The following is an 18,453-nucleotide window of genomic DNA, read 5'->3' on the forward strand; positions in this document are numbered from 1 at the left end:
CTGTCATCATGAACCGTGAAGAGACATTGGACGGGCTCCGCAAGAGCCCGAAGGTGGACGTGTGCGTCCTCGGCGGCGGTATCAACGGGCTCAGCGTCTTTCGCGAGCTGGCGCTGCAGGGCGTGAATGTGCTGCTGGTCGAGAAGGGCGACTATTGTTCCGGTGCCAGCGCCGCGCTCTCGCGCATGGTGCATGGTGGGCTGCGCTATCTCGAAAACGGCGAGTTCAGCCTGGTCCGGGAATCGCTGGTCGAGCGCGACCGGTTGTTGCGCAACGCCCCCCATTACGTCGCACCTCTGCCGACCACCGTTCCGATCTTCGACGTTTTCTCGGGTCTCGGTAATGGCATCGTGCGTTTCCTCGGCCTCACCCGCCGCCCGAGCCGCCGCGGCGCCATCGCCATCAAGGCGGGGCTCAGCATCTATGATTTTCTGACACGCAAGCGCGCCCTGATGCGGAAGCACCAGTTTCGCGGCCGCCGCAGCACGCTTGCCAAATGGCCGGCGCTCAACCCGGCGATCCGGAGCGCCGCTACCTATTACGACGCCTGGGTCAGCCACCCAGAGCGCGTCGGTATCGAGATCTTACGCGACGGCCTCTCAACCGACACGAATGCCTCCGCTCTGAACTATGCGACGATCGAGCAGGCTCCAGCCGGAGGTTTTCTGCTGCGTGACGGGATTTCGGGCGAGACGCTGACAGTCAAGCCATCCCTCGTCATCAACGCCACCGGCGGCTGGATCGATATCGCCAATGACACGCTCTTTCCGCAAGAGGCTCCTTCCGCGCCGCTGATGGGCGGCACCAAGGGGTCACATCTGATCATCGACCATCCCGGTCTGCGCGACATGCTCGACGGCCACATGATCTATTATGAAAACGAGGACGGCCGCATCTGCATTCTCTTTCCCTATCTTGGAAAGGTGCTGGTCGGCTCCACCGATATCCGGGTGGATGACCCCGAAACGGTGCGCTGCGAGGCAGACGAGCGGGATTATATCCTACAATCACTGGCATTCGTGCTGCCGGGCATTTCGATCCGGCCCGAGGAGATCGTCTTCCAGTTTGCTGGCGTTCGGCCCCTGCCGGCAAGCAATGACAGCTTCACCGGCCGTATTCCGCGCGATCATTTCTGCACGATGCTTGAAGGCCGCGACGGCGAGCCGCCGGTCCTCTGCATGATTGGCGGCAAGTGGACCACTTTCCGTTCCTTTGGGGAACTGGCAGCCGATATGACGCTGGAACGGCTCGGCCGAAAACGTCGCATTGATACCGCCGAGCGTACCTTCGGGGGTGGGCGCGGCTTTCCAGGCAAGCCGAACCTCTGGGTCCATCAGCTCGCTGAGGCGACGGGCATCACCCTCGATCGCACGGAAACGCTCTTTGAACGCTATGGCACGGACGCGCAGGAGGTCGCCCACTTTATTGCGCTGGAACCGGACTATCTTCTGCCTCATGCCGGCTACAGCACCCGCGAGTTCATCTATCTCATGCGTCACGAAGCCGTGGAGCATCTGGACGACCTGCTCTTGCGGCGCACAACACTCGCCATCAGTGGTGAACTTTCGCTCGACATGACCGACGCCGTGCTCGCCATCCTCTCGGTGGAAAAAAGCTGGCCGCCCCAGCGCGCCGCCGAGGAGCGAACCCGTTTTCTGACCCTCCTGAACGACCGTCACGGCGTTTCGGAGGAAGCCCTTTCCGCAAGGAACGAACAAAGGAGTGAATTATGCGAGACAACCGCAAGGTCCGGATGAACCGGCTGTTCGGCAACGGCCGTTGCCTGGACGTGGCGATCGATCATGGCGTCTGCAACGAGCCGTCCTTCCTCGATGGGCTGGAGAACATGCCCGCCGTGCTGAAGGCGCTGGTCGACGCGAAGCCCGATGCGATCCAGATGAACTATGGTCAGGCCGACCTGTTGCAGGACCTGCCCGGCAAGGACAAGCCGGCACTCGTCATGCGCATCGACATGGGCAACCCCTATAACCGCATCCGCCACCGGGATATGTGGGCCGTGTTGCAGAACGAGGCCGAGCCGCTGATCGGCGCGCTGCAGGCGGATGCGGCCTGCGTTGTCGTCAATCTGTTCATGCTGCCGGATGAGCCTGATCTTTTCCGCCAATGCGTCCAGAACATTGCCCGTGTTCGCGCCGATTGCGAGAAATACGGCATGCCGCTGATGATCGAGCCGCTTGTGATGCAGCCGGTGACTGAGCACGGCGGCTACATGGTCGATGGCGATGCCGACAAGATCGTGACGCTGACGCGGCTTGCCCGCGAGATGGGTGCCGATATCGTCAAGGCCGACCCGACGATCAACCCGGAGGATTTTCACCGCGTGGTCGAGGCGGCACGCTGCCCGGTTCTCGTGCGCGGCGGCGGCAAGGAGGACTTGTCCGCCGTCTTCGCCAAGTCCGCCGCCTTGATGCGGCAGGGTGCGGTGGGCATGGTCTATGGGCGCAATGTCTACCAGCATGCCAATCCGAGCGCCGTCGTGCGCGGCCTGCTGGCGATCATCCACGAGAATGCGACTGGCGAAGAGGCGTTTGCACTTTATCGGAAGGGGTGATGGAGCTGGGCCTGTGTTTTCAGCCAGAATCACGCAAGACTCTACCAGAACCTTGGGAGGGGTTCGGAATGGAAAAATATCTGTTGGGGCTCGATGCCGGAAACACGGTCATCAAGGCTGTAATCTTTGATCTCAATGGCCGGGAGGTGGCTTACGCCGGGGAGGAGGGGCATAGTCGTATGCCGTACCCCGGTCACGTGGAGCGCGATCTCGGCGAGCTCTGGGCCAATGCCAAACGGGTGATCCGCACCTGCCTCGACAAGGCCGGCATCGCTGCCACGGATATCGCCGCGATCGGCTGTGCTGGCCATGGCAATGGTCTTTATGCGCTCGATCGCGATCGTCAGCCGCTTCTCGGTATCCAGTCGCTCGATACGCGCGCGACCGGACTTGTCGAGGAATGGGCAGCGGAAGGGGTCGGCGACCGCACAGCACCGATCGCGCGTCAGCGCCCTTGGCCCTCCCAGACGCCGACGCTGCTTGCCTGGCTGAAGCGCCACCGGCCGGACATGTTCCAGCGCATAGGCACGGTGTTCTTCTCCAAGGATTTCGTTGTCAACCGACTGACCGGTAGCCGCGTCAGCGAAGTTTCCGACATGTCCGGAGCCGGCTTGCTCGACCTTGCGGCCCGCCGCTATGACAGGACACTGATGGCGGCCTACGGCCTCGCAGACAGCATGCACATGCTGCCGCCGCTGATAGAAAGCGCCGATATCGCGGGACATGTGGCGGAAGAGGTGGCGGCCGAAACCGGGCTCGCGGCAGGCACACCTGTCATCGGCGGGCTGTTCGACGTCGTGGCCTCGGCGCTCGGCTCGGGCGTGTCGCGCACCGGCAGCGCCTCGATCATCGCCGGCACCTGGAGCATCAACCAGGTGATCATCGACGGTCCCGATCTCAATGGTCCTGTCTTCATGTCCTCCACCTTCGATCGCAGCCGCTATATGGCGATGGAAAATAGCGCGACGTCGGCCGCCAATCTCGAATGGCTGGTGCGAGAGTTCTTCGAAGGGGAGCATGAGGAAAGCGTCTCGCCCTTCGATGCGGCTTGCGCGCTTGCAGCCGCGGTCAAGCCGGCGACTGACGATCCGCTCTATCACCCCTATCTCTATGGCGCCCAGCAGGATGGCCACGCGCGGGCCGGCTTCTACGGCATGGCCGGCTGGCATACCAAGGGGCACCTGATCCGGGCGCTTCTGGAAGGCGTCGCCTTCGGCCATCGCCAGCATATCGAGACGATCCGCAAGGCGGGCGCAACCTTCGAGGAGGCTGTGCTCTCCGGCGGCGGCTCGCGCAGCAAGCTCTGGCCGCAGATCTTTGCCGATGTCCTCGGCGTTCCTGTCACCGTCGCCGTTTCGCGGGAAACCGGGGCGCTCGGGGCTGCGATCGCGGCGGGGATGGGCGTCGGCCTGTTTGCCGATTTCACCGAAGGGGCCACCGCCATGGTCCGCAACGATCGGCATTATCAGCCGAACGGCGCGCTGTCGGCCCACTACGACCGTCGCTATGGGCTCTACAAGGATATTGCTGAGGCGATGGCGCCGCTGTGGCGGCGCCTTTCGGAAGCGCAAAGTCCCGCGACAGGAGTTGCAGCGTGACCATGCCCATGAATGAAATGCCCGTGGATGAAGGCAGCTACGATTTCATCGTCGTTGGCGCGGGGTCGGCTGGTTGCGTACTGGCAAACCGGCTCTCGGCCGATCCGAAAAACCGGGTGCTGCTGCTCGAAGCCGGCGGCTCGGATCGGTATCATTGGGTGCATGTGCCGATCGGTTATCTCTATTGCATGGGCAATCCGCGCACCGACTGGATGATGAAGACGGCCGCTGAAAAAGGCCTCAACGGCCGCGTCCTCAACTATCCGCGCGGCAAGGTGCTCGGGGGCTGCTCCTCCATCAACGGCATGATCTACATGCGGGGGCAGGCGGCCGATTACGATGGCTGGCGGCAGGCGGGCAACGCCGGCTGGGGCTGGGATGACGTGCTGCCGTATTTTCTGAAGTCGGAAGACAATTATCGCGGCAGATCGGTCATGCACGGCGCGGGCGGCGAATGGCGCGTCGAGCGCCAGCGGCTGTCCTGGCCGATTCTCGATGCGTTTCGCGATGCCGCGGAAGAACTGGGTATCCGAAAGACCGACGATTTCAACGACGGCGACAACGAAGGGTCCGGCTATTTCGAGGTCAATCAAAAGGGCGGGCTACGGTGGAACACGACGAAAGCCTTCCTGCGGCCGGCGATGAAGCGCCGGAATTTGCGCGTGCTGACGGGCGCCGAAACCGAGCGGCTGGAATTTGACGGGAAGATGGTAACGGGCGTGCGTTTCCGCCGGAAGGGCCGATCCTGTGTTGCGCGGGCGTCACGCGAGGTCGTGCTCTCGGCCGGGGCGATCAACTCGCCGAAAATTCTGGAGCTCTCGGGGGTCGGCCGGCCGGATGTTCTTTCGGCGCTCGACATTCCTGTCTTGCACGATCTTCAAGGCGTTGGCGAAAATCTGCAGGACCATCTGCAAATCCGCACCGTCTTCCAGGTCGAGGGCGCACGCACGCTGAACCAGCTCTATCACAACCTCTTCAGCCGGGCCGGCATGGGCCTGCAATATGCAATCAGCCGCTCCGGTCCCTTGTCGATGGCGCCGAGCCAACTCGGCATTTTCGCCAGAAGCGATCCGGCAGTTGCGACGGCCGATCTCGAATATCACGTACAGCCGCTCAGCACCGACCGTCTCGGTGAACCGCTTCATCGTTATCCTGCCGTAACTGTCTCTGTCTGCAACCTCCGGCCGGAAAGTCGCGGCGCGGTGCACATGACGACTCGTGATGCCTCGGTCGCCCCTGAAATCCGTCCCAACTATCTGTCGACCGCGGGCGACCGGCTGCTGGCGGCAAATTCTATCCGCCACGCGCGCAGCCTTATGGAAACGAAGGCTATCTCCCGTTTTCGACCGCAGGAGATGCTGCCGGGCCGGCAATATCAGAGCGATGACGAGTTGATCCATCGTGCCGGTGATATCGCGACCACGATTTTTCACCCTGTCGGCACCTGCAGGATGGGAAGCGATCCGATGGCGGTGGTGGATGCAAATCTGCGCGTGCATGGGCTTGAGAAGCTGCGCGTTGTTGATGCCTCGATCATGCCGACGATTGTGTCCGGCAATACGAACTCCCCGGTGATCATGATCGCGGAAAAGGCAGCGGAGATGGCGCTGAGGATGCAATAGCTGGACGATGCTTTCTTCCATCCGCCTAGACATTCAGGAGCATCTACCAGTGCCCGAGATGTTCAAGTTCAGCACTGTGCCAATGGTCAACGCCCCGCACACATCTGTCGCGATGCAGGCTTTTTTGTAAGTCGCTGTGTGATCAGGCGCCGCAACCAAACTTCCCTATGCCAAGCCCGCTTTATGCGGGCTTCTTACGTTTATGCTAATCGCCGCAGCGGCGCTCCATCAAGGTTCAAAAGACGGCCTTGACGGGCCCGACGCAACGAAGGCTCGCCGCCCGCCTGCCGTATCGCTCGTCTTTGCGGCGCCTGCCAAGCGTTAAGGTAACGCAATATTCGGGCCGAAAACGATATGCAGCTCGCCTGCAGACTAAGTCACCACCGACGACACCATATCGCTTTCGCAAAAGACCATGTTTGGCCTGTATCCGTTGTCCAGGAAAGTGTCGCGCCCAGCAGCACTTGACGTAAATACTGCTGCTGCGGACGTTATTTCGGGGGTGTGCTCGGTTGGCGCCGGAAGTATCGTGATGTTATTGTTGAGGCCAACCTCGAGAAGAAGGCTTGCGAGCGAGTCGACGGACGAGACCTGATCAAGGATCAGGTACTTCAGGCTCGACGCGGCATTCACTTTTTGTGCCAACGTTTGAACCGCCACCATCAGGGGCAGCCTCTCACGGAGGCCTTGGATCTCGGGATGTTGGCTGCCGCCCCCATAGCACATTCGCGCAAAAATCTCGTAAGCCTTGATATATTCGCCTCGTTCGAACCACATGCGCAATGCCACCGACATTCGTCGCATTGTAAAGACCTTGCACGCCTCCTCGTATTGCGTCGATTTTGCTGGCGAGAGGTCAATCTGGCCCCGTTTTGAGCCCAAATAGAGAAAGTATTCGAGGCCACCCCGATAGCGGTCCCATCCTGTCATTGCCTCGTCGTTACCGGCCTGCGCACGGTCCCGCACGACAGCGGTCCGCACGACGGATCGATAGAAAGGCTTGTCGAGAAAAGCGACTGCGCCGACATCGAGCAAATGGGCAAGATGGGAGAATGCCCAGAAGCAAAAGTCTTTCGGCACGAAGGCCGACCTCAAGGCCGACGTTCTATAGATAGCGATTTCAGGAAAAATGTGCCGCTTTGTCATGAAGTCGAAGACGTCGCTGAAGCTTCGGCGAGAGAATTTGCGATTCTTTTCAATGGTGTAGAACAGACTAAGATCGACCTGATCAATGGCATCGTACATCGTCCACGGGGCATAACAGGCGACCGTTTCGGGATTGATGTTGAGGTAGACGATGGCCGCCCGCAGGTTCTGGAAATTCAGAAGATCGTCGTCGGCAAGATAGAGTGCGTACTCTCCGACCGCTTGCTGATAGGCGTTTGCGAGGTTGGGCCAACCTCCGCCATCTACGTCACGCCGGCAATACTTGATCGGCAAGCCCTGAAGGAGAAACTCCTCGACGACCGTCGCCGTGTCGTCGGTAGAAGCGTTGTCCGAGATGACGATTTCATACGGAAAATCGATAACTTTCTGTTCTACGAAAGTGGTCAGCAGAAAGCGTAGGAAGGCCGCGCGATTGTACGTCGGTATGCAAATGCTTAACTTCGTCTTTTTTTCCATTGCTGCGTTCCGCTGTCGTATTCGCGCGCTCAGCGCTGTCCTGCTTAGCCCTTTGGCCGCTCATCCAAGGTGGCGTCCACGTGGACGACCAGACGTGAGATCTAGTGCCCGGCGTTCCCTGTCGACGTCACTTGACCACCCATGCTCCCGGTGCGTTTGCCCAGGGGAATCTTGATAAGGGTTTGTCGATCTTCCTGTTGCGCGCGAATTCATCCCAAGCGAGCGTTTCGCCTGGCCACTTGCTTGTCGCATATTCATCGAGGATCAGCACGCCGCCGGGCACCAAGCGGTCCCAGCATTGCTCGAGGATGATGCGCGTCGGCTCATAGATGTCGACGTCGAGATTGAGCAGACAGAAGCGAGCTTCGGGATTTTCTTCGAGCCAGCGAGGCAAGGTCTTGCAGATATCGCCCTTGACGATCGAGCCACGATTGCTGGGGATCACTCCATCTTCGTTGTGGAGCTTGAGCAGCGCCTGGAATTCCTCCAGGAAGCTGCCGGAGCTAAGGCCGCCGACTTCCTTCTGGATGTTCGCATCAACCGCACCGTCTTCGCTTGCAAGCGTGGGAAAGCCATCGAACGTATCGAAACCGATGACCTTCTTATGCGTGGCCGTTGGTGTAAACGTCTCGAGGAATTTATGCCAGCTGAAGAACGACTTGCCGAAATAGACGCCGAAATCTGCATAGTGTCCGGGCAGATCTACAGTGAGCTTGAAAAGCTCATAGTGGGCAAGCTGGCGAATGAAAGAACGGCGGCTCGCATAGACCGGGAACAGATCCAGGTAATGCCGAATTTCATGCGGCCATCTCTTTGCGAGTTCATCAAGCTTCGAGAAGAACACGCTCTCGCCGCCGGAAGGATAGTAAAAAGTATCGGTAGCCATTCAGTTTTCCTGCTCGTTACGGGATCGCTTCAAAACGTCGTTACTTTCGAAGCGGAGGTGCTGCACGGTGACAAACGGATAGAGCGCTTTCTGCCTGTGGGCAGCGTTTAAATGCGGCGCAAGAATCCGTCAGCCGATGCCGTAATCATGATCTTGTTCTCGATGATCTTGTCGGTTTCGAATGACAGCTTTCCACCCTCCGAACCGGTCCGTCCTTCAGATGACAGGAGTTCGAGATACGCCCTGACGGCGGTCTTTGGGTTGTTTCCTTTGCCCCAAGGTCGATCGCCGCACATATCTTCGGGCAGATCCTCGACACCAGTGTCCCACACGACGCAATAGGATCCCTTTGACGTCAACGGCGCATAAAGCTCCAATTCAGCGAGGACGTGGTCATGCGTGTGGTTGGAGTCCAGAAAGACCATGACCCGTTCGTAGCCTTTCGCGTGCGCAGCTACCTGGGAAAAGACGTCCGGTGCGGTCGACGAGCCTTCAATCGTGACGATCTTATGAGCGAGCGGATGACTCTCTATTCCCGCGCGGTTGTGTTTTCGGATATCGATGTCGACAGCGACGACCTTGCGGCGGCTCGCCTTGGGATCGAGAACACGCCCATCGGCAATGGCGTCACAATAGTCGAGCATGGCGAGCATCGACGCGCTCATGACGAGCGATCCGCCATGTGCGATGCCTGTCTCGATGATGAGGTCAGGCCGGCATGCCCAGATCAGTTCCTGTATGGCATAAATATCCTGCGGCACCTGGATGATCGGGCGGCCCAACCACGTGAAGTTCTGAACGTAGTTGTGACGGATGCATTCGCGGACCCACACTTGTGAGAGGCCGATGAAGCCTGCATCCTTACTCGCACTCTCGATGTTGCCGGCGACGTATGCCGCAAATTTCTGATCTTCAGTCATGATGCTTCTCTTGGGGCGTACGCGTGCAGTGGATGTCCCACCACTGCGTGCGCGGGGCTAGTCTGTTTCCATTGAAGTCGCGGACAGTGTGCGAATAGCTATCGACAACAGAGCCGTACGATGACCATGCGCCAGGAACGTCATCGCCGAACGGCCCAGACGAACCCACCGGAAAATTGTGGCCAAGCGAGCTATCGCGCAGCGACGGAACGGTCGATTGATCGAGCAACTTGAAACCGTCGTAGCCGCATGCAGCGAGCGTCTCCAGATACTGGAAGCCGAAACGACAATCCTCGACGCTGACGTACAAAGGGAGGCTCGGGAGTTCCTTCAATTGATCGAGGACCACGTGGTCGACGCCCTCGACATCGATCTTTAGATACAAGGGTACGCCGTACGTGGCGAACAACTCCGACAAAGTCACGCAGCGAACGGTGATCTCACGGCAATTGCCGTCGTTGCGCCCAGCCCAACCGATATCAATGCTGCTCCAATGATCGTTTTCGAGGTTAATGTGGAAGACCGCTTCGCCTGAACGCTCAAAGATTGCCGCGTGAACAATGGTCAGTCGCCCGTCGTTCAGTTCCATCTCGAAACGCCTGGCGGCCCTTTCGCAAAGCTCCGGGTTGGCTTCAAGCGAGACCACGCGGAAGCCGCGTTTCAGATAGTAGTCCGTGTCGTCACCGTTGTTCATCCCGAGATCGAAGACGAGTTGGCTGCCGCTTGCGAAGTGTTTCATTGGATACGGACTTTTTCCTGAGGAACTGCATAGACGACCGCTCCGGTGCCACACCAGCTATGAAGCCGCATAAAGAAGCGGTACGCCGGAAGCTGCTCCATCAAATACTCAGGGGTGCGCCATAGACCGTCGCTGTTGTGGTAGGTTGTGACGGCAACGATGGGCCGATGCCGCTGCAGCGTTTCGGATGCACCCATAAGGGCGTTCAGTTCCGCCCCTTCTAGGTGCAGCTTTAGAAAGCCGGGGGAGAGAGCCAAACTATCCAGCGTTACAGTCCGAACATGCTCTCGACCCGTATCGGATAGTTGGGAGGCGTATCCGAGCCCGTTGTGGAAGCAGCGTTCATGCTCCATTGAATCAAGTGCATATGGCAGCAGCGTCACATCGCCGGCGCCCTTGGCGTCCAGAGATGCAAGCCTTCTGCTGAAGGCGGCGGCATTCTTCGCATCCGGCTCGATTGCAACGATAGCGGCCTGACGAGGCCCGGCGTTGGCGATCAGCTTCGCAGTAATGCTTCCGTCATGCGCGCCGCCATCGACAAAGACCGACACTGCATTCAAGCAATGCCGTATCTCCGGAATGAAGAAACGATCGTCGCCGGTGACCGGTGCGCCTTCAAAGGTCCATTCATCGCGTAGACGTCGCCATGCCAGAAATTGCAGGTGGTGGGCACGCGAAAGATCATCCTCCCATCCCAGCAGGACTTTCGTTGTCGTGGCGAATTCTTCCGATGTCAGCTTTTCGGCGAACCAACCGTTCGAGAGGGGATGCTGCTCCCGGTAGCTCTCGGCGATATCGTAAAACGGCACAACGTCATGCCAGCCCGCTTCACGCAAAGCCGTTTCCAAAGGAACGAAGGGCGTCGTGGCGATGCTGACCGCCAGCAGCGCCGAGCGCATCATGTCGTTAGGCACCTCGGACGGGTGAAGAACCTGCACGTCTGCCCAAAACGCGTCGTTACGAAGTGCGACTGCATTCCTGTCGACGACGAACGCAAAGTCATGCCCTATTGAGCGAAGGTAATCACGCGCAAGGCGTCCCATGTCGCCGGCGCCGTAGAGCACCAGTGGATCGCGCAGCGGGCGCGCTGAAAAGCGGCAGGTGGCATCATTAATTCGACGCAGAAGCTCTTGTGCAGCCAACCCGTCCGGCAGTGCAGGAAAGTGAAGCGCGCCGTGCGCGGCAGACGCTTGTGCGACCTCTTGCGATCTCGCTCCTTGGTGATGAAACATTGCCGTCACGTGACCTTCATCCTTCTTTCCTGGTCACGCGACCACACACTCACGGTCTCGAGAAAGGCAATTGAAACGATCCCGTGACCAATCTTCGTCCATCGGTTCGGCAACCAGCGAGAGCAGCGACGTGTCTTCGGGAAAGCAGGTGAGAAAATGATCAATCGTTCCCTTTGCTGCACGCCCACCCGTCCGAAGATCGAGCTTTTCGAGCGTTGCAGTGGCCAGGGTCTTGGTCGACAAGAACCATTCAGCGGCTGTATTGCCAAGCCTGCTGCGGAAATCAGTGCGCCGCTTTTCGACCTGCAGAAGGTCAGCGTAAATTTTCTCAAACGCCATGGCGCTAGAAACGGGCGTCCGCGTCGTGGCTATATGGTCAGCTGCTTTCCTGCCCATTTCTGCGACAGCTTCCGGATTTCGCATCATCCAGCGAAGCCGTTCCGTGGCCTCCGCGATGCTGCTCACGATAAATCCTGTTCGACCATCTTCGACGATGGCCGCTTCCGCGGGATTGTTAAACACGACCGGCACACACCCCGATGACATTGCCTCGGTCAGGGCGTTTTCCGCCGTCCCAAGATGTTCCGTCTGCAGCAAGTAGAGAAAGATGCTGGTTTGCGCGAAGACATCCGCCGGATTGTCAGTATGACCCATAAAGCGGACGCGTCGCGGGTCCTTCATGGCAGCCGCCGTATGAACGACTTCGCTCAATGGGCTGACTTCGCCCCATAGACGGACCGGTGCCTCTGACGTGGCCGCCTCGTCGGCGACACGAAAGATATCCGGGCTCATCTTGGCGAAATCGACTGTCCCCAGGTAGCTGATGGAATTGCCGTTTCGCCGTACACCGTCAACTGTCCGAGGTGGAAGGCCAAAGCCGCTGTTGACGACACCAAATCTGTTTCTTGTCGCGGGAGGAAGCGTTGCGACGTTAGGCGCAGCGAATGAGCACTCCGACGAAAACACGAATCGATCGTCACCGGTCAGAAGCCCAGTCGGCAGATAAGGAGCCGCAATACCCGAGATGTGCGACCAAAACAGTGTCCGCATCTTCGGCCAGGCGGTTTCGCACAGGCATTCGTACAATCTCGGATGGTTCCACCATTCGACCTGAACGATATCCGCCTTTGCCGCCATCGACGATATGGTTTTGCGATCCGGTGCGACCACAACATCGGCGCCGACTTGCTTAAGCAAGTCGACATGGCGGAGGTCGCGGGGAGCCTCGAGTAGAAGGTAGGTTCGCTTGATGGAAGTTGGATCAACGCTGCACAGGCTGCTGTGCGCTTTGCCCACTCCACCTCCGAGATGAGCCGCAATGTGTAGAATGTTCATTCGGCCGCCTCGACTGCAAGTCTGCGGCCGCCGGGAGCCTGAGCGCCGGGATCCATGGTCACAGCAGACTTGAATTTCTCGAGTAGCATCGGGCGAAACGCGTCGATGTTGTCGGGGAGGCAATGGGTCAACTGGCCACAATTGCCGCAGGTACCGTTTTCACATCGACGCCCCTCCAGATGTTGCAGTCGCAGGGCATTCATGGTGTCCGAGTTCCATATCTCCCTCATCGTCTGCTTTCGGACGTCACCGATGATGAGTTTTCGTCCCCAATCAAGGAAGCATGAGCTGACGAGGCCGTCGGCGTTTACGGAATAGCCGTAGAAAATGTAGGGACAGGTGTCGGTATTGCCGATCTCCTGCTGGTAGATGCCGCCGGTGATTTTGACACCCGTATGCTTTTCGATATCGAATTCCGGCCAGCACGGTGCAAAATTCTCAATGAAGATGCGGTCACAATGATCGCCGAACGTATCGAAGAACTCTTGCCTTTGGGCTTGGGTGATCAGTTCTCCAGGGATCTTGATGGAGATCTCCATGTTTCCCTTGTTGGCATAGAGCCATTTGACGTTCTTCACGAAAGCGTCGAAATCGAACTTGAACCCTGTAAACTGGATGTACTGCTCTCGCGTCATTCCATCCACGGAGATGTTGAGCTTATCCAATCCAGCTTCAATAATCGGCCCCATTCGCTCTGGGGTGATGAAAGTGCCGTTCGTCGTTGAATCGATATAGTCTGCATGTCCGCTTTGCTTTGCGTAGGCAACCATGTCAGCGAAGCGCTTGTTCAGAAGCGGCTCACCATCCTTGTACATCCTTAGGACTTTGATTTTTTGTGGAAACTCGCCAAGATTGTCGACGACTTTCTGAAAAACCTCATACTTCATCGCGCCTTGAAAGCGGCCGGTATCGGCGATCAGGTCGCGGTGTCCCGTCGGACAGAATGTGCACTTAAAGTTGCAAGAACTGGCCGGATCAACAAAGACGATGAAGGGCGTGTCGAGGGGTATAACCGTCTCCAACGCAGTACGATCATCGAGATTGATTCTGGGCTTAAGCTGCGCCTTCATTAAACGTCTCCGGTCTCTCCGGCGTTGAAAGGCTGCAGGCGCGCACGACGACAGGACGATATTGGCCGGCCTTGGTTTGGCCCCCGATATTCCCACGCCAGCACCCGCAAACCGCTCACAACGGCTGGATATCACGGCTCAACTCAATCAAACGTTGGTTGCGCCAAGCTGACCGCGCTCGCGGCAGCGGTGGCTGAGGACAGACGGTAGTCTCAGGCTGGCACGGCCATATTAGGTGGTTGGTTGCCCGCGTCCGATGTGCGACCGGCGAGCGGTCGTCGAGAAAGTCGCGGGACGCGATCCCGTTCGGCCCTCAGACCAGATTGAAGCATCTTGTCCTCACAGTTCCAGGTTCACTTCGATCGGCAATGTGAAGATGAATGTAGCGCCGAACGGCTTGTTGTCCTCCGCCCATAGCCGTCCGCCATGCGATTCGACGATCGAACGACAGATCGCCAGTCCCATGCCCATTCCCTGTTCCTTCGTCGTGAAGAACGGCTGGAAGATCCTCTCGGGAAATTCGACGCCAGGGCCGTGATCGCTGATCTCGGTCTGCACGACGCCCTTCATGCGGCGCAAACGCACGCTAAGGACTCGATCGCCTGTCGTCATCTCCATCGCCTCCATGCCGTTGCGCATCAGATTGATCAGAACCTGCTGGAGCTGGACGCGATCGACCGCGACGCGCGGGAGGCCGTCTTCGACTTCGACGAGCAGACGGACGTGACGTCTCGAAGCTTCCTCGGCTAAAAGGTCGCGCGCCTCCGCGATGACCCCTTCAAGGTCCGTAAGGCTGCGGGTCTCCACGGATTGTTTGAACAGCGCGCGAATGCGGGTCACGACATTGCCTGCGGAGTTGGCGCTACGCATGATGCGCTCCAGAGCCATCCGGGCGCGCTCCATATTGGGTGGGTTCGCGGTTAGCCAGCGCTGGCAGGCGTCCGAACTGGATACCAAGGCCGCCAGCGGCTGACCGACTTCATGGGCAATGGATGCCGAAAGTTCGGCAAGGCTAGCGGCCTGGCTCGCGCGCGCCATGTTCTCGTGAGCCATCCGCAGATCCTCCTGCGCCTTGATGCGATCCGTAGCGTCGAGAAAACTGCCGATGCTGATGCCGAGGCTGGCGAGGGCCGACGGGAATACCGTGGTGTGGAGACCTTCGAGCGCGCGTCCGTCATAGGTCGTGAACTTTGCATGCTCGGCGTGAGACTGCTCGCCACGGAAGCGTGCTTCGAAACTCCGCCTCACCCTATCGGATGGCGCCTGCCAATACGGGGTGATCGGCCCCGTCAGGTCGATGTCGTGCTTGGCGCCGAAGAGCTCGATGGCGCTCCGATTGACTTCTTCGATCACAGTGAGGTCCATGGCCTCCTTCAGGAAGTCGGGATGCTCGTTCATGTACCGGCCGAGGTCCGTTACGCCCTGCGAGCGCACCTGATTCAATAGCTCATCGAGGCGGGAAGTATTCACCCGCCAAAGAGGAATAGGTGTGTAATGGAACACAGCGCGATAAAGCTGCTCGCTTTGGCGCAACGCCTCCTGGGCGCGCACCTGGTCATCGATGTCGTGGGAGAGGCCAAACCACTGGGTGATGCGCCCGCTTGGGTCCCGCAGCGGCTCGGCACGACCATCCACCCAGCGATAGACGCCATCCGCGTACCGCATGCGATACTTCATGGAGAAATGCTCGCCTGTAGCGAGGCAGCGGCCGAGCGCCTCCTTCAGACCCGCGACATCATCGGGATGCGCAATAGCCTCGATAATCGTAGGCAGTCGGTTCCCTTCCGGGTTGTCGAGGTCTGGTATCCCCGGGCCGAAAAAATCCCCGATACGCTTGTTGAAGAAGGTCGTCCGCCCTTCGGGGTCCAGCCGCCACAGGAGGCTGGGCACCATGTCCACCAGTTGCGAGAGTTCGCGCTCGCGCTCGCGCAGGGCTTCCTGGGTGCGCATCTCATCGTCGATGTCGACGCTCACGCCGTACCATTGGACGATCTTGCCTGAGTCATCGCGCAGGGGCTCGGCACGGCTCTCGACCCACCGATGGCAGGTACCGGAGCGGCGCTGACGGTACCTCGCCGTGAAAGAAGTCCCCGTCGCGATTGCGTGCGCCAAGGTCCTATCCACCCCATCCCGCTCATCCGGATGGACGACGGCCAAATATCGCGCGCCATCAGGCGCGACCATATCCTTCAAAGTAATGCCGGTGATATCCGTTGTTCGCTTGTTGAGGTAACAGGGTGTTCCTTCCGGTGTCATGCACCAGATCATGGCAGGCACGGTGTCGATCATCTGCTGCAACTGCCGCTCGCTTCGCCGCAGCGCGTCTTCCGCGTGCGTCTGATCGTCGATATCGTGACAGAGGCCGTACCACTGGACGATGCGTCCACCGTCGTCCCGCATCGGCTCTGCCCGGCTCGACATCCAGCGATAAACACCATCGGCACGCCGCAAGCGGCATTGCAGAGCGAAACTGTCGCCGGTGGCGAGGCAGCGTCGCAGACTCTCCCTAACCTGAGCCGCATCGTCCGGATGCACGGTCTCTGTGAACGCTTCCAGTCGGCTCATGCCGGGCCTATCTGTGTCTTCTACGTCCATGCCGACATAGTCGACCATGCGCCGATTGAAGAAGACTGGTTCTCCGTTCGGGCTCAGCCGCCAAAGGTGGATGGGAACCATGTCGATGAGCTGCGATAGCTGCCTCTCGCTTTCACGCAATGTCGCCAACGCGGTATGGTGCTGCCGGGATATTGCCGCCACGACGAGCGCCGAAAGGGCCGAAATCGCCAAAAACAGCTGCAGCATGATCTGCTTTTGATGCTGGGATTCGGGATCGCCGGCAAACTGACTGACGCCGGTGATCGTGAATGCTGCCGTGATCAGAGCGAGGAGAGCCAAGGCGATGACCGCACCCTTAAACTCAAAACGCACAGCGGCCCAAAGTAGAGGCGGCATGATGAGGTAGGCGAAGGGCAGGTAGCTGCTCAAGGAAAAGGCGGCGACAACCAGAAAGATCAAGCCGACGGCGCAAGCTTCGATCCATCGCGGAGCTGCCGAGATCGGGTTCTCACGACGCCAGTTCTGGACTAGAACCAGAGCTAGCGGTGCGACGATCAGCACCCCGGTGGCGTCTCCGATCCAGAACAATGGCCAGGCCCCCGTGAAGGACTGCATGCCAAACCACGCGAGAGTCGCACTTCCCACGGTCGCGCTGACAATGGGCGCAATTCCAGCGCCCACCAAGGCCAACACGACAACCTCGCGCAAGGTTTCCAGCCGAACCGGACGCCTGCAGGTCCGCTGGATTAGCCATGCGCCGAGTACTGCCTCGAGTGCGTTGCCGGCATTGATCAGCACGGCGACTGGCAACTGATTGTGGAACCACAGGAGGTTGCAGGTCAGTTCGGCCAGGAGGCCCGCCAGCACCCACCAGGGCCAGCTTGGCGGCGTAGCAACGACAAGCGTAGCGATGAACACACCGCTCGGCGGCCAAATGGAGATGCCTGTTCCGGGCACGACGGCGAGCAACTGAGCGAAACCAGCGCCCAACACGTAAGCCGCTATGAAAAGCCCCATGTGCAGGAAGCGCGGGCGGTGCCACCCAATGCGAGACCACCTGCTTTGTTCAAGTTCGCTGATCATATTGTCGCCCAGTTCGTTCAGCGCGAGAGATCCTTTTTCCGGACAGTCCAGATTGCGCATTGAGGACGGTCGCCGCAGCCTTCAAGGCTGCGCTGACGCCCAAGAGCCGCCCGACCATCCTGGTCCGCTATCGCACCGAACGGTTGCCAGCCTAAAGCAATGCAAGCGAGCAGGCCGAGCGGCGCATGAGCCGGGAAGCCGCCTGACCGGCGGCGGAGGCCAGCATCGTATGCACTGGGCGTTGGCAAAACCGCCCATAGTCAGGGCTCTCTGCCAGAACAAGACCGAGAGTCCTCAGATCTTGTTTCGTATTCGGGCTCGGCTTCAACGCCAGCGCCGCCGCGGTCAGGCATCAATGCGCATGGCCGGCCAACAACGCTTGCCCGTTCCCGCCGACTGCCCGACCAATATCCACCACAGGACCGGAACCCGTTTGCCCCCGTGCCCAGCCCAAACGGCACTCCCCGCCAGCATCACGACCGGCTGACGCCGATCTTCATGATTGGGGCGTAGGTCGACAGCCGTCAGTGTGCTTACGACGGTTCGCCAGCGCATCCCCTCCGCATGTCGACCTATGCTCAATAACCTTGCAAGGGTTGCTGAGATCCTTTTTGCGCCGAGGAGCCAATCGCGTGGCGAGCCGCCCAAAGCGTTGCAACAATACCGAAGATTGCCGGAAGGCTAACGGCCGGGAAGTCCCGCAAGATCACGGCGGGGCCGCAGATACCAACCGCCACTTCCCAGTAGTGGAAGGTGGCGTGAGCGATTAGCCACAGCGTCCCGCCAGCCCAAAGCTCCAGGCGGCGGGCGGGCTTCCAGAGGCCGATCGCAAAGGCGAGCGCGACGAAACCCTGGATGATTCCGATATCTCGAATGAAATGCTGGTTGAACATCCCGGTATCCGTGACGCCCGGGACGAAATAGTACCAGCCTTCGGGGTCGTAGAGCATGTGAATGCACAGCCAGGTCGACAGCAGCGCGTTGAACCCGACCATGCCATAGACGAAATATCTGGTTGCCTGCATTGTGACCTCCAACACAAAATTGTTGCCAAAATTAGCACCAGCGACGACCGGCTTCTTCAAACGAAGGTATGGGGGTGCCAAGTGCCCGTTGTTGAAACGGGAGGTGACGAACATCGCGCGTGTTCAACTCCGCATCCGTTGAGCGAAACACCGCGGAGCATCGATCGCGCTGGAATTCCTTTCCGCGACCTG

The 18,453-nt window shown here is 59.4% G+C and carries 13 protein-coding genes; 4 read left to right on the top strand and 9 right to left on the bottom strand.

Features of this window, described 5'->3' with window-relative positions; genetic code table 11:
- The first annotated feature begins 8 nt into the window (after positions 1-8).
- The 4 genes from FHT76_RS22490 to FHT76_RS22505 all read left to right on the top strand — a co-directional run bounded on the left by FHT76_RS22490 (position 9) and on the right by FHT76_RS22505 (position 5,792).
- Positions 9-1,757, top strand: coding sequence for a glycerol-3-phosphate dehydrogenase/oxidase (locus tag FHT76_RS22490; protein ID WP_183863070.1), 1,749 nt, complete (start codon positions 9-11; stop codon positions 1,755-1,757).
- Positions 1,730-2,572, top strand: a complete 843-nt coding sequence (locus FHT76_RS22495; protein ID WP_183863072.1) for a class I fructose-bisphosphate aldolase — start codon at positions 1,730-1,732, stop codon at positions 2,570-2,572. Before FHT76_RS22490 ends, FHT76_RS22495 begins: the two co-directional genes overlap by 28 nt.
- 68 nt (positions 2,573-2,640) lie before the next feature.
- Entirely contained in the window at positions 2,641-4,170 is a 1,530-nt protein-coding gene (locus FHT76_RS22500) for an FGGY-family carbohydrate kinase (RefSeq protein ID WP_259126306.1), read from the top strand.
- Positions 4,171-4,172: 2 nt separating this feature from the next.
- On the top strand, positions 4,173-5,792 hold the full coding sequence (locus FHT76_RS22505) for a GMC family oxidoreductase (RefSeq protein WP_210296714.1): 1,620 nt from the start codon (positions 4,173-4,175) through the stop codon (positions 5,790-5,792).
- Between the two features lie 372 nt (positions 5,793-6,164).
- Here the strand turns inward: FHT76_RS22505 and FHT76_RS22510 are convergent, their stop codons facing one another.
- From FHT76_RS22510 to FHT76_RS22550, 9 genes are all read right to left on the bottom strand, one after another.
- The gene (locus FHT76_RS22510; RefSeq protein WP_183863077.1) at positions 6,165-7,415 is read right to left on the bottom strand and encodes a glycosyltransferase family A protein; all 1,251 of its coding nucleotides are present in this window, start codon (positions 7,413-7,415) and stop codon (positions 6,165-6,167) included.
- A 127-nt stretch (positions 7,416-7,542) separates the two neighbouring features.
- Positions 7,543-8,301, bottom strand: a complete 759-nt coding sequence (locus tag FHT76_RS22515) for a TylF/MycF/NovP-related O-methyltransferase (RefSeq protein WP_183757669.1) — start codon at positions 8,299-8,301, stop codon at positions 7,543-7,545.
- A gap of 107 nt (positions 8,302-8,408) precedes the next feature.
- Positions 8,409-9,221 (bottom strand): cephalosporin hydroxylase family protein, encoded by an 813-nt coding sequence (locus FHT76_RS22520; protein WP_183863079.1) that lies wholly within the window; start codon positions 9,219-9,221, stop codon positions 8,409-8,411.
- Positions 9,214-9,960 (bottom strand): FkbM family methyltransferase, encoded by a 747-nt coding sequence (locus FHT76_RS22525; protein ID WP_183863081.1) that lies wholly within the window; start codon positions 9,958-9,960, stop codon positions 9,214-9,216. Before FHT76_RS22525 ends, FHT76_RS22520 begins: the two co-directional genes overlap by 8 nt.
- Positions 9,957-11,192 (bottom strand): FkbM family methyltransferase, encoded by a 1,236-nt coding sequence (locus tag FHT76_RS22530; RefSeq protein ID WP_246712648.1) that lies wholly within the window; start codon positions 11,190-11,192, stop codon positions 9,957-9,959. Before FHT76_RS22530 ends, FHT76_RS22525 begins: the two co-directional genes overlap by 4 nt.
- A gap of 33 nt (positions 11,193-11,225) precedes the next feature.
- The gene (locus FHT76_RS22535; RefSeq protein ID WP_183863085.1) at positions 11,226-12,527 is read right to left on the bottom strand and encodes a glycosyltransferase family 4 protein; all 1,302 of its coding nucleotides are present in this window, start codon (positions 12,525-12,527) and stop codon (positions 11,226-11,228) included.
- Positions 12,524-13,597: a radical SAM protein gene (locus FHT76_RS22540; RefSeq protein WP_183863088.1), complete on the bottom strand. Its 1,074-nt coding sequence runs from the start codon at positions 13,595-13,597 to the stop codon at positions 12,524-12,526. The genes FHT76_RS22535 and FHT76_RS22540 overlap by 4 nt, the downstream gene beginning before the upstream one ends.
- Positions 13,598-13,936: 339 nt before the next feature.
- Positions 13,937-17,236 (bottom strand): MASE1 domain-containing protein, encoded by a 3,300-nt coding sequence (locus FHT76_RS22545; RefSeq protein ID WP_259126308.1) that lies wholly within the window; start codon positions 17,234-17,236, stop codon positions 13,937-13,939.
- A gap of 578 nt (positions 17,237-17,814) precedes the next feature.
- Positions 17,815-18,261, bottom strand: a complete 447-nt coding sequence (locus tag FHT76_RS22550; protein ID WP_183863092.1) for a hypothetical protein — start codon at positions 18,259-18,261, stop codon at positions 17,815-17,817.
- Between the last annotated feature and the right edge of the window lie 192 nt (positions 18,262-18,453).

The sequence above is a fragment of the Rhizobium sp. BK176 genome, assembly GCF_024808055.1.

What these genes read in the sequence shown, in the direction of transcription:
- FHT76_RS22505 (WP_210296714.1), top strand. Translation starts at nt 4,173, where the DNA reads ATGCCCATGAATGAAATGCCCGTGGATGAAGGCAGCTACGATTTCATC.
- FHT76_RS22535 (WP_183863085.1), bottom strand. Translation starts at nt 12,527, where the DNA reads ATGAACATTCTACACATTGCGGCTCATCTCGGAGGTGGAGTGGGCAAA.
- FHT76_RS22515 (WP_183757669.1), bottom strand. Translation starts at nt 8,301, where the DNA reads ATGGCTACCGATACTTTTTACTATCCTTCCGGCGGCGAGAGCGTGTTC.
- FHT76_RS22520 (WP_183863079.1), bottom strand. Translation starts at nt 9,221, where the DNA reads ATGACTGAAGATCAGAAATTTGCGGCATACGTCGCCGGCAACATCGAG.
- FHT76_RS22510 (WP_183863077.1), bottom strand. Translation starts at nt 7,415, where the DNA reads ATGGAAAAAAAGACGAAGTTAAGCATTTGCATACCGACGTACAATCGC.
- FHT76_RS22500 (WP_259126306.1), top strand. Translation starts at nt 2,641, where the DNA reads ATGGAAAAATATCTGTTGGGGCTCGATGCCGGAAACACGGTCATCAAG.
- FHT76_RS22540 (WP_183863088.1), bottom strand. Translation starts at nt 13,597, where the DNA reads ATGAAGGCGCAGCTTAAGCCCAGAATCAATCTCGATGATCGTACTGCG.
- FHT76_RS22490 (WP_183863070.1), top strand. Translation starts at nt 9, where the DNA reads ATGAACCGTGAAGAGACATTGGACGGGCTCCGCAAGAGCCCGAAGGTG.
- FHT76_RS22525 (WP_183863081.1), bottom strand. Translation starts at nt 9,960, where the DNA reads ATGAAACACTTCGCAAGCGGCAGCCAACTCGTCTTCGATCTCGGGATG.
- FHT76_RS22495 (WP_183863072.1), top strand. Translation starts at nt 1,730, where the DNA reads ATGCGAGACAACCGCAAGGTCCGGATGAACCGGCTGTTCGGCAACGGC.
- FHT76_RS22550 (WP_183863092.1), bottom strand. Translation starts at nt 18,261, where the DNA reads ATGCAGGCAACCAGATATTTCGTCTATGGCATGGTCGGGTTCAACGCG.
- FHT76_RS22545 (WP_259126308.1), bottom strand. Translation starts at nt 17,236, where the DNA reads ATGATCAGCGAACTTGAACAAAGCAGGTGGTCTCGCATTGGGTGGCAC.
- FHT76_RS22530 (WP_246712648.1), bottom strand. Translation starts at nt 11,192, where the DNA reads ATGTTTCATCACCAAGGAGCGAGATCGCAAGAGGTCGCACAAGCGTCT.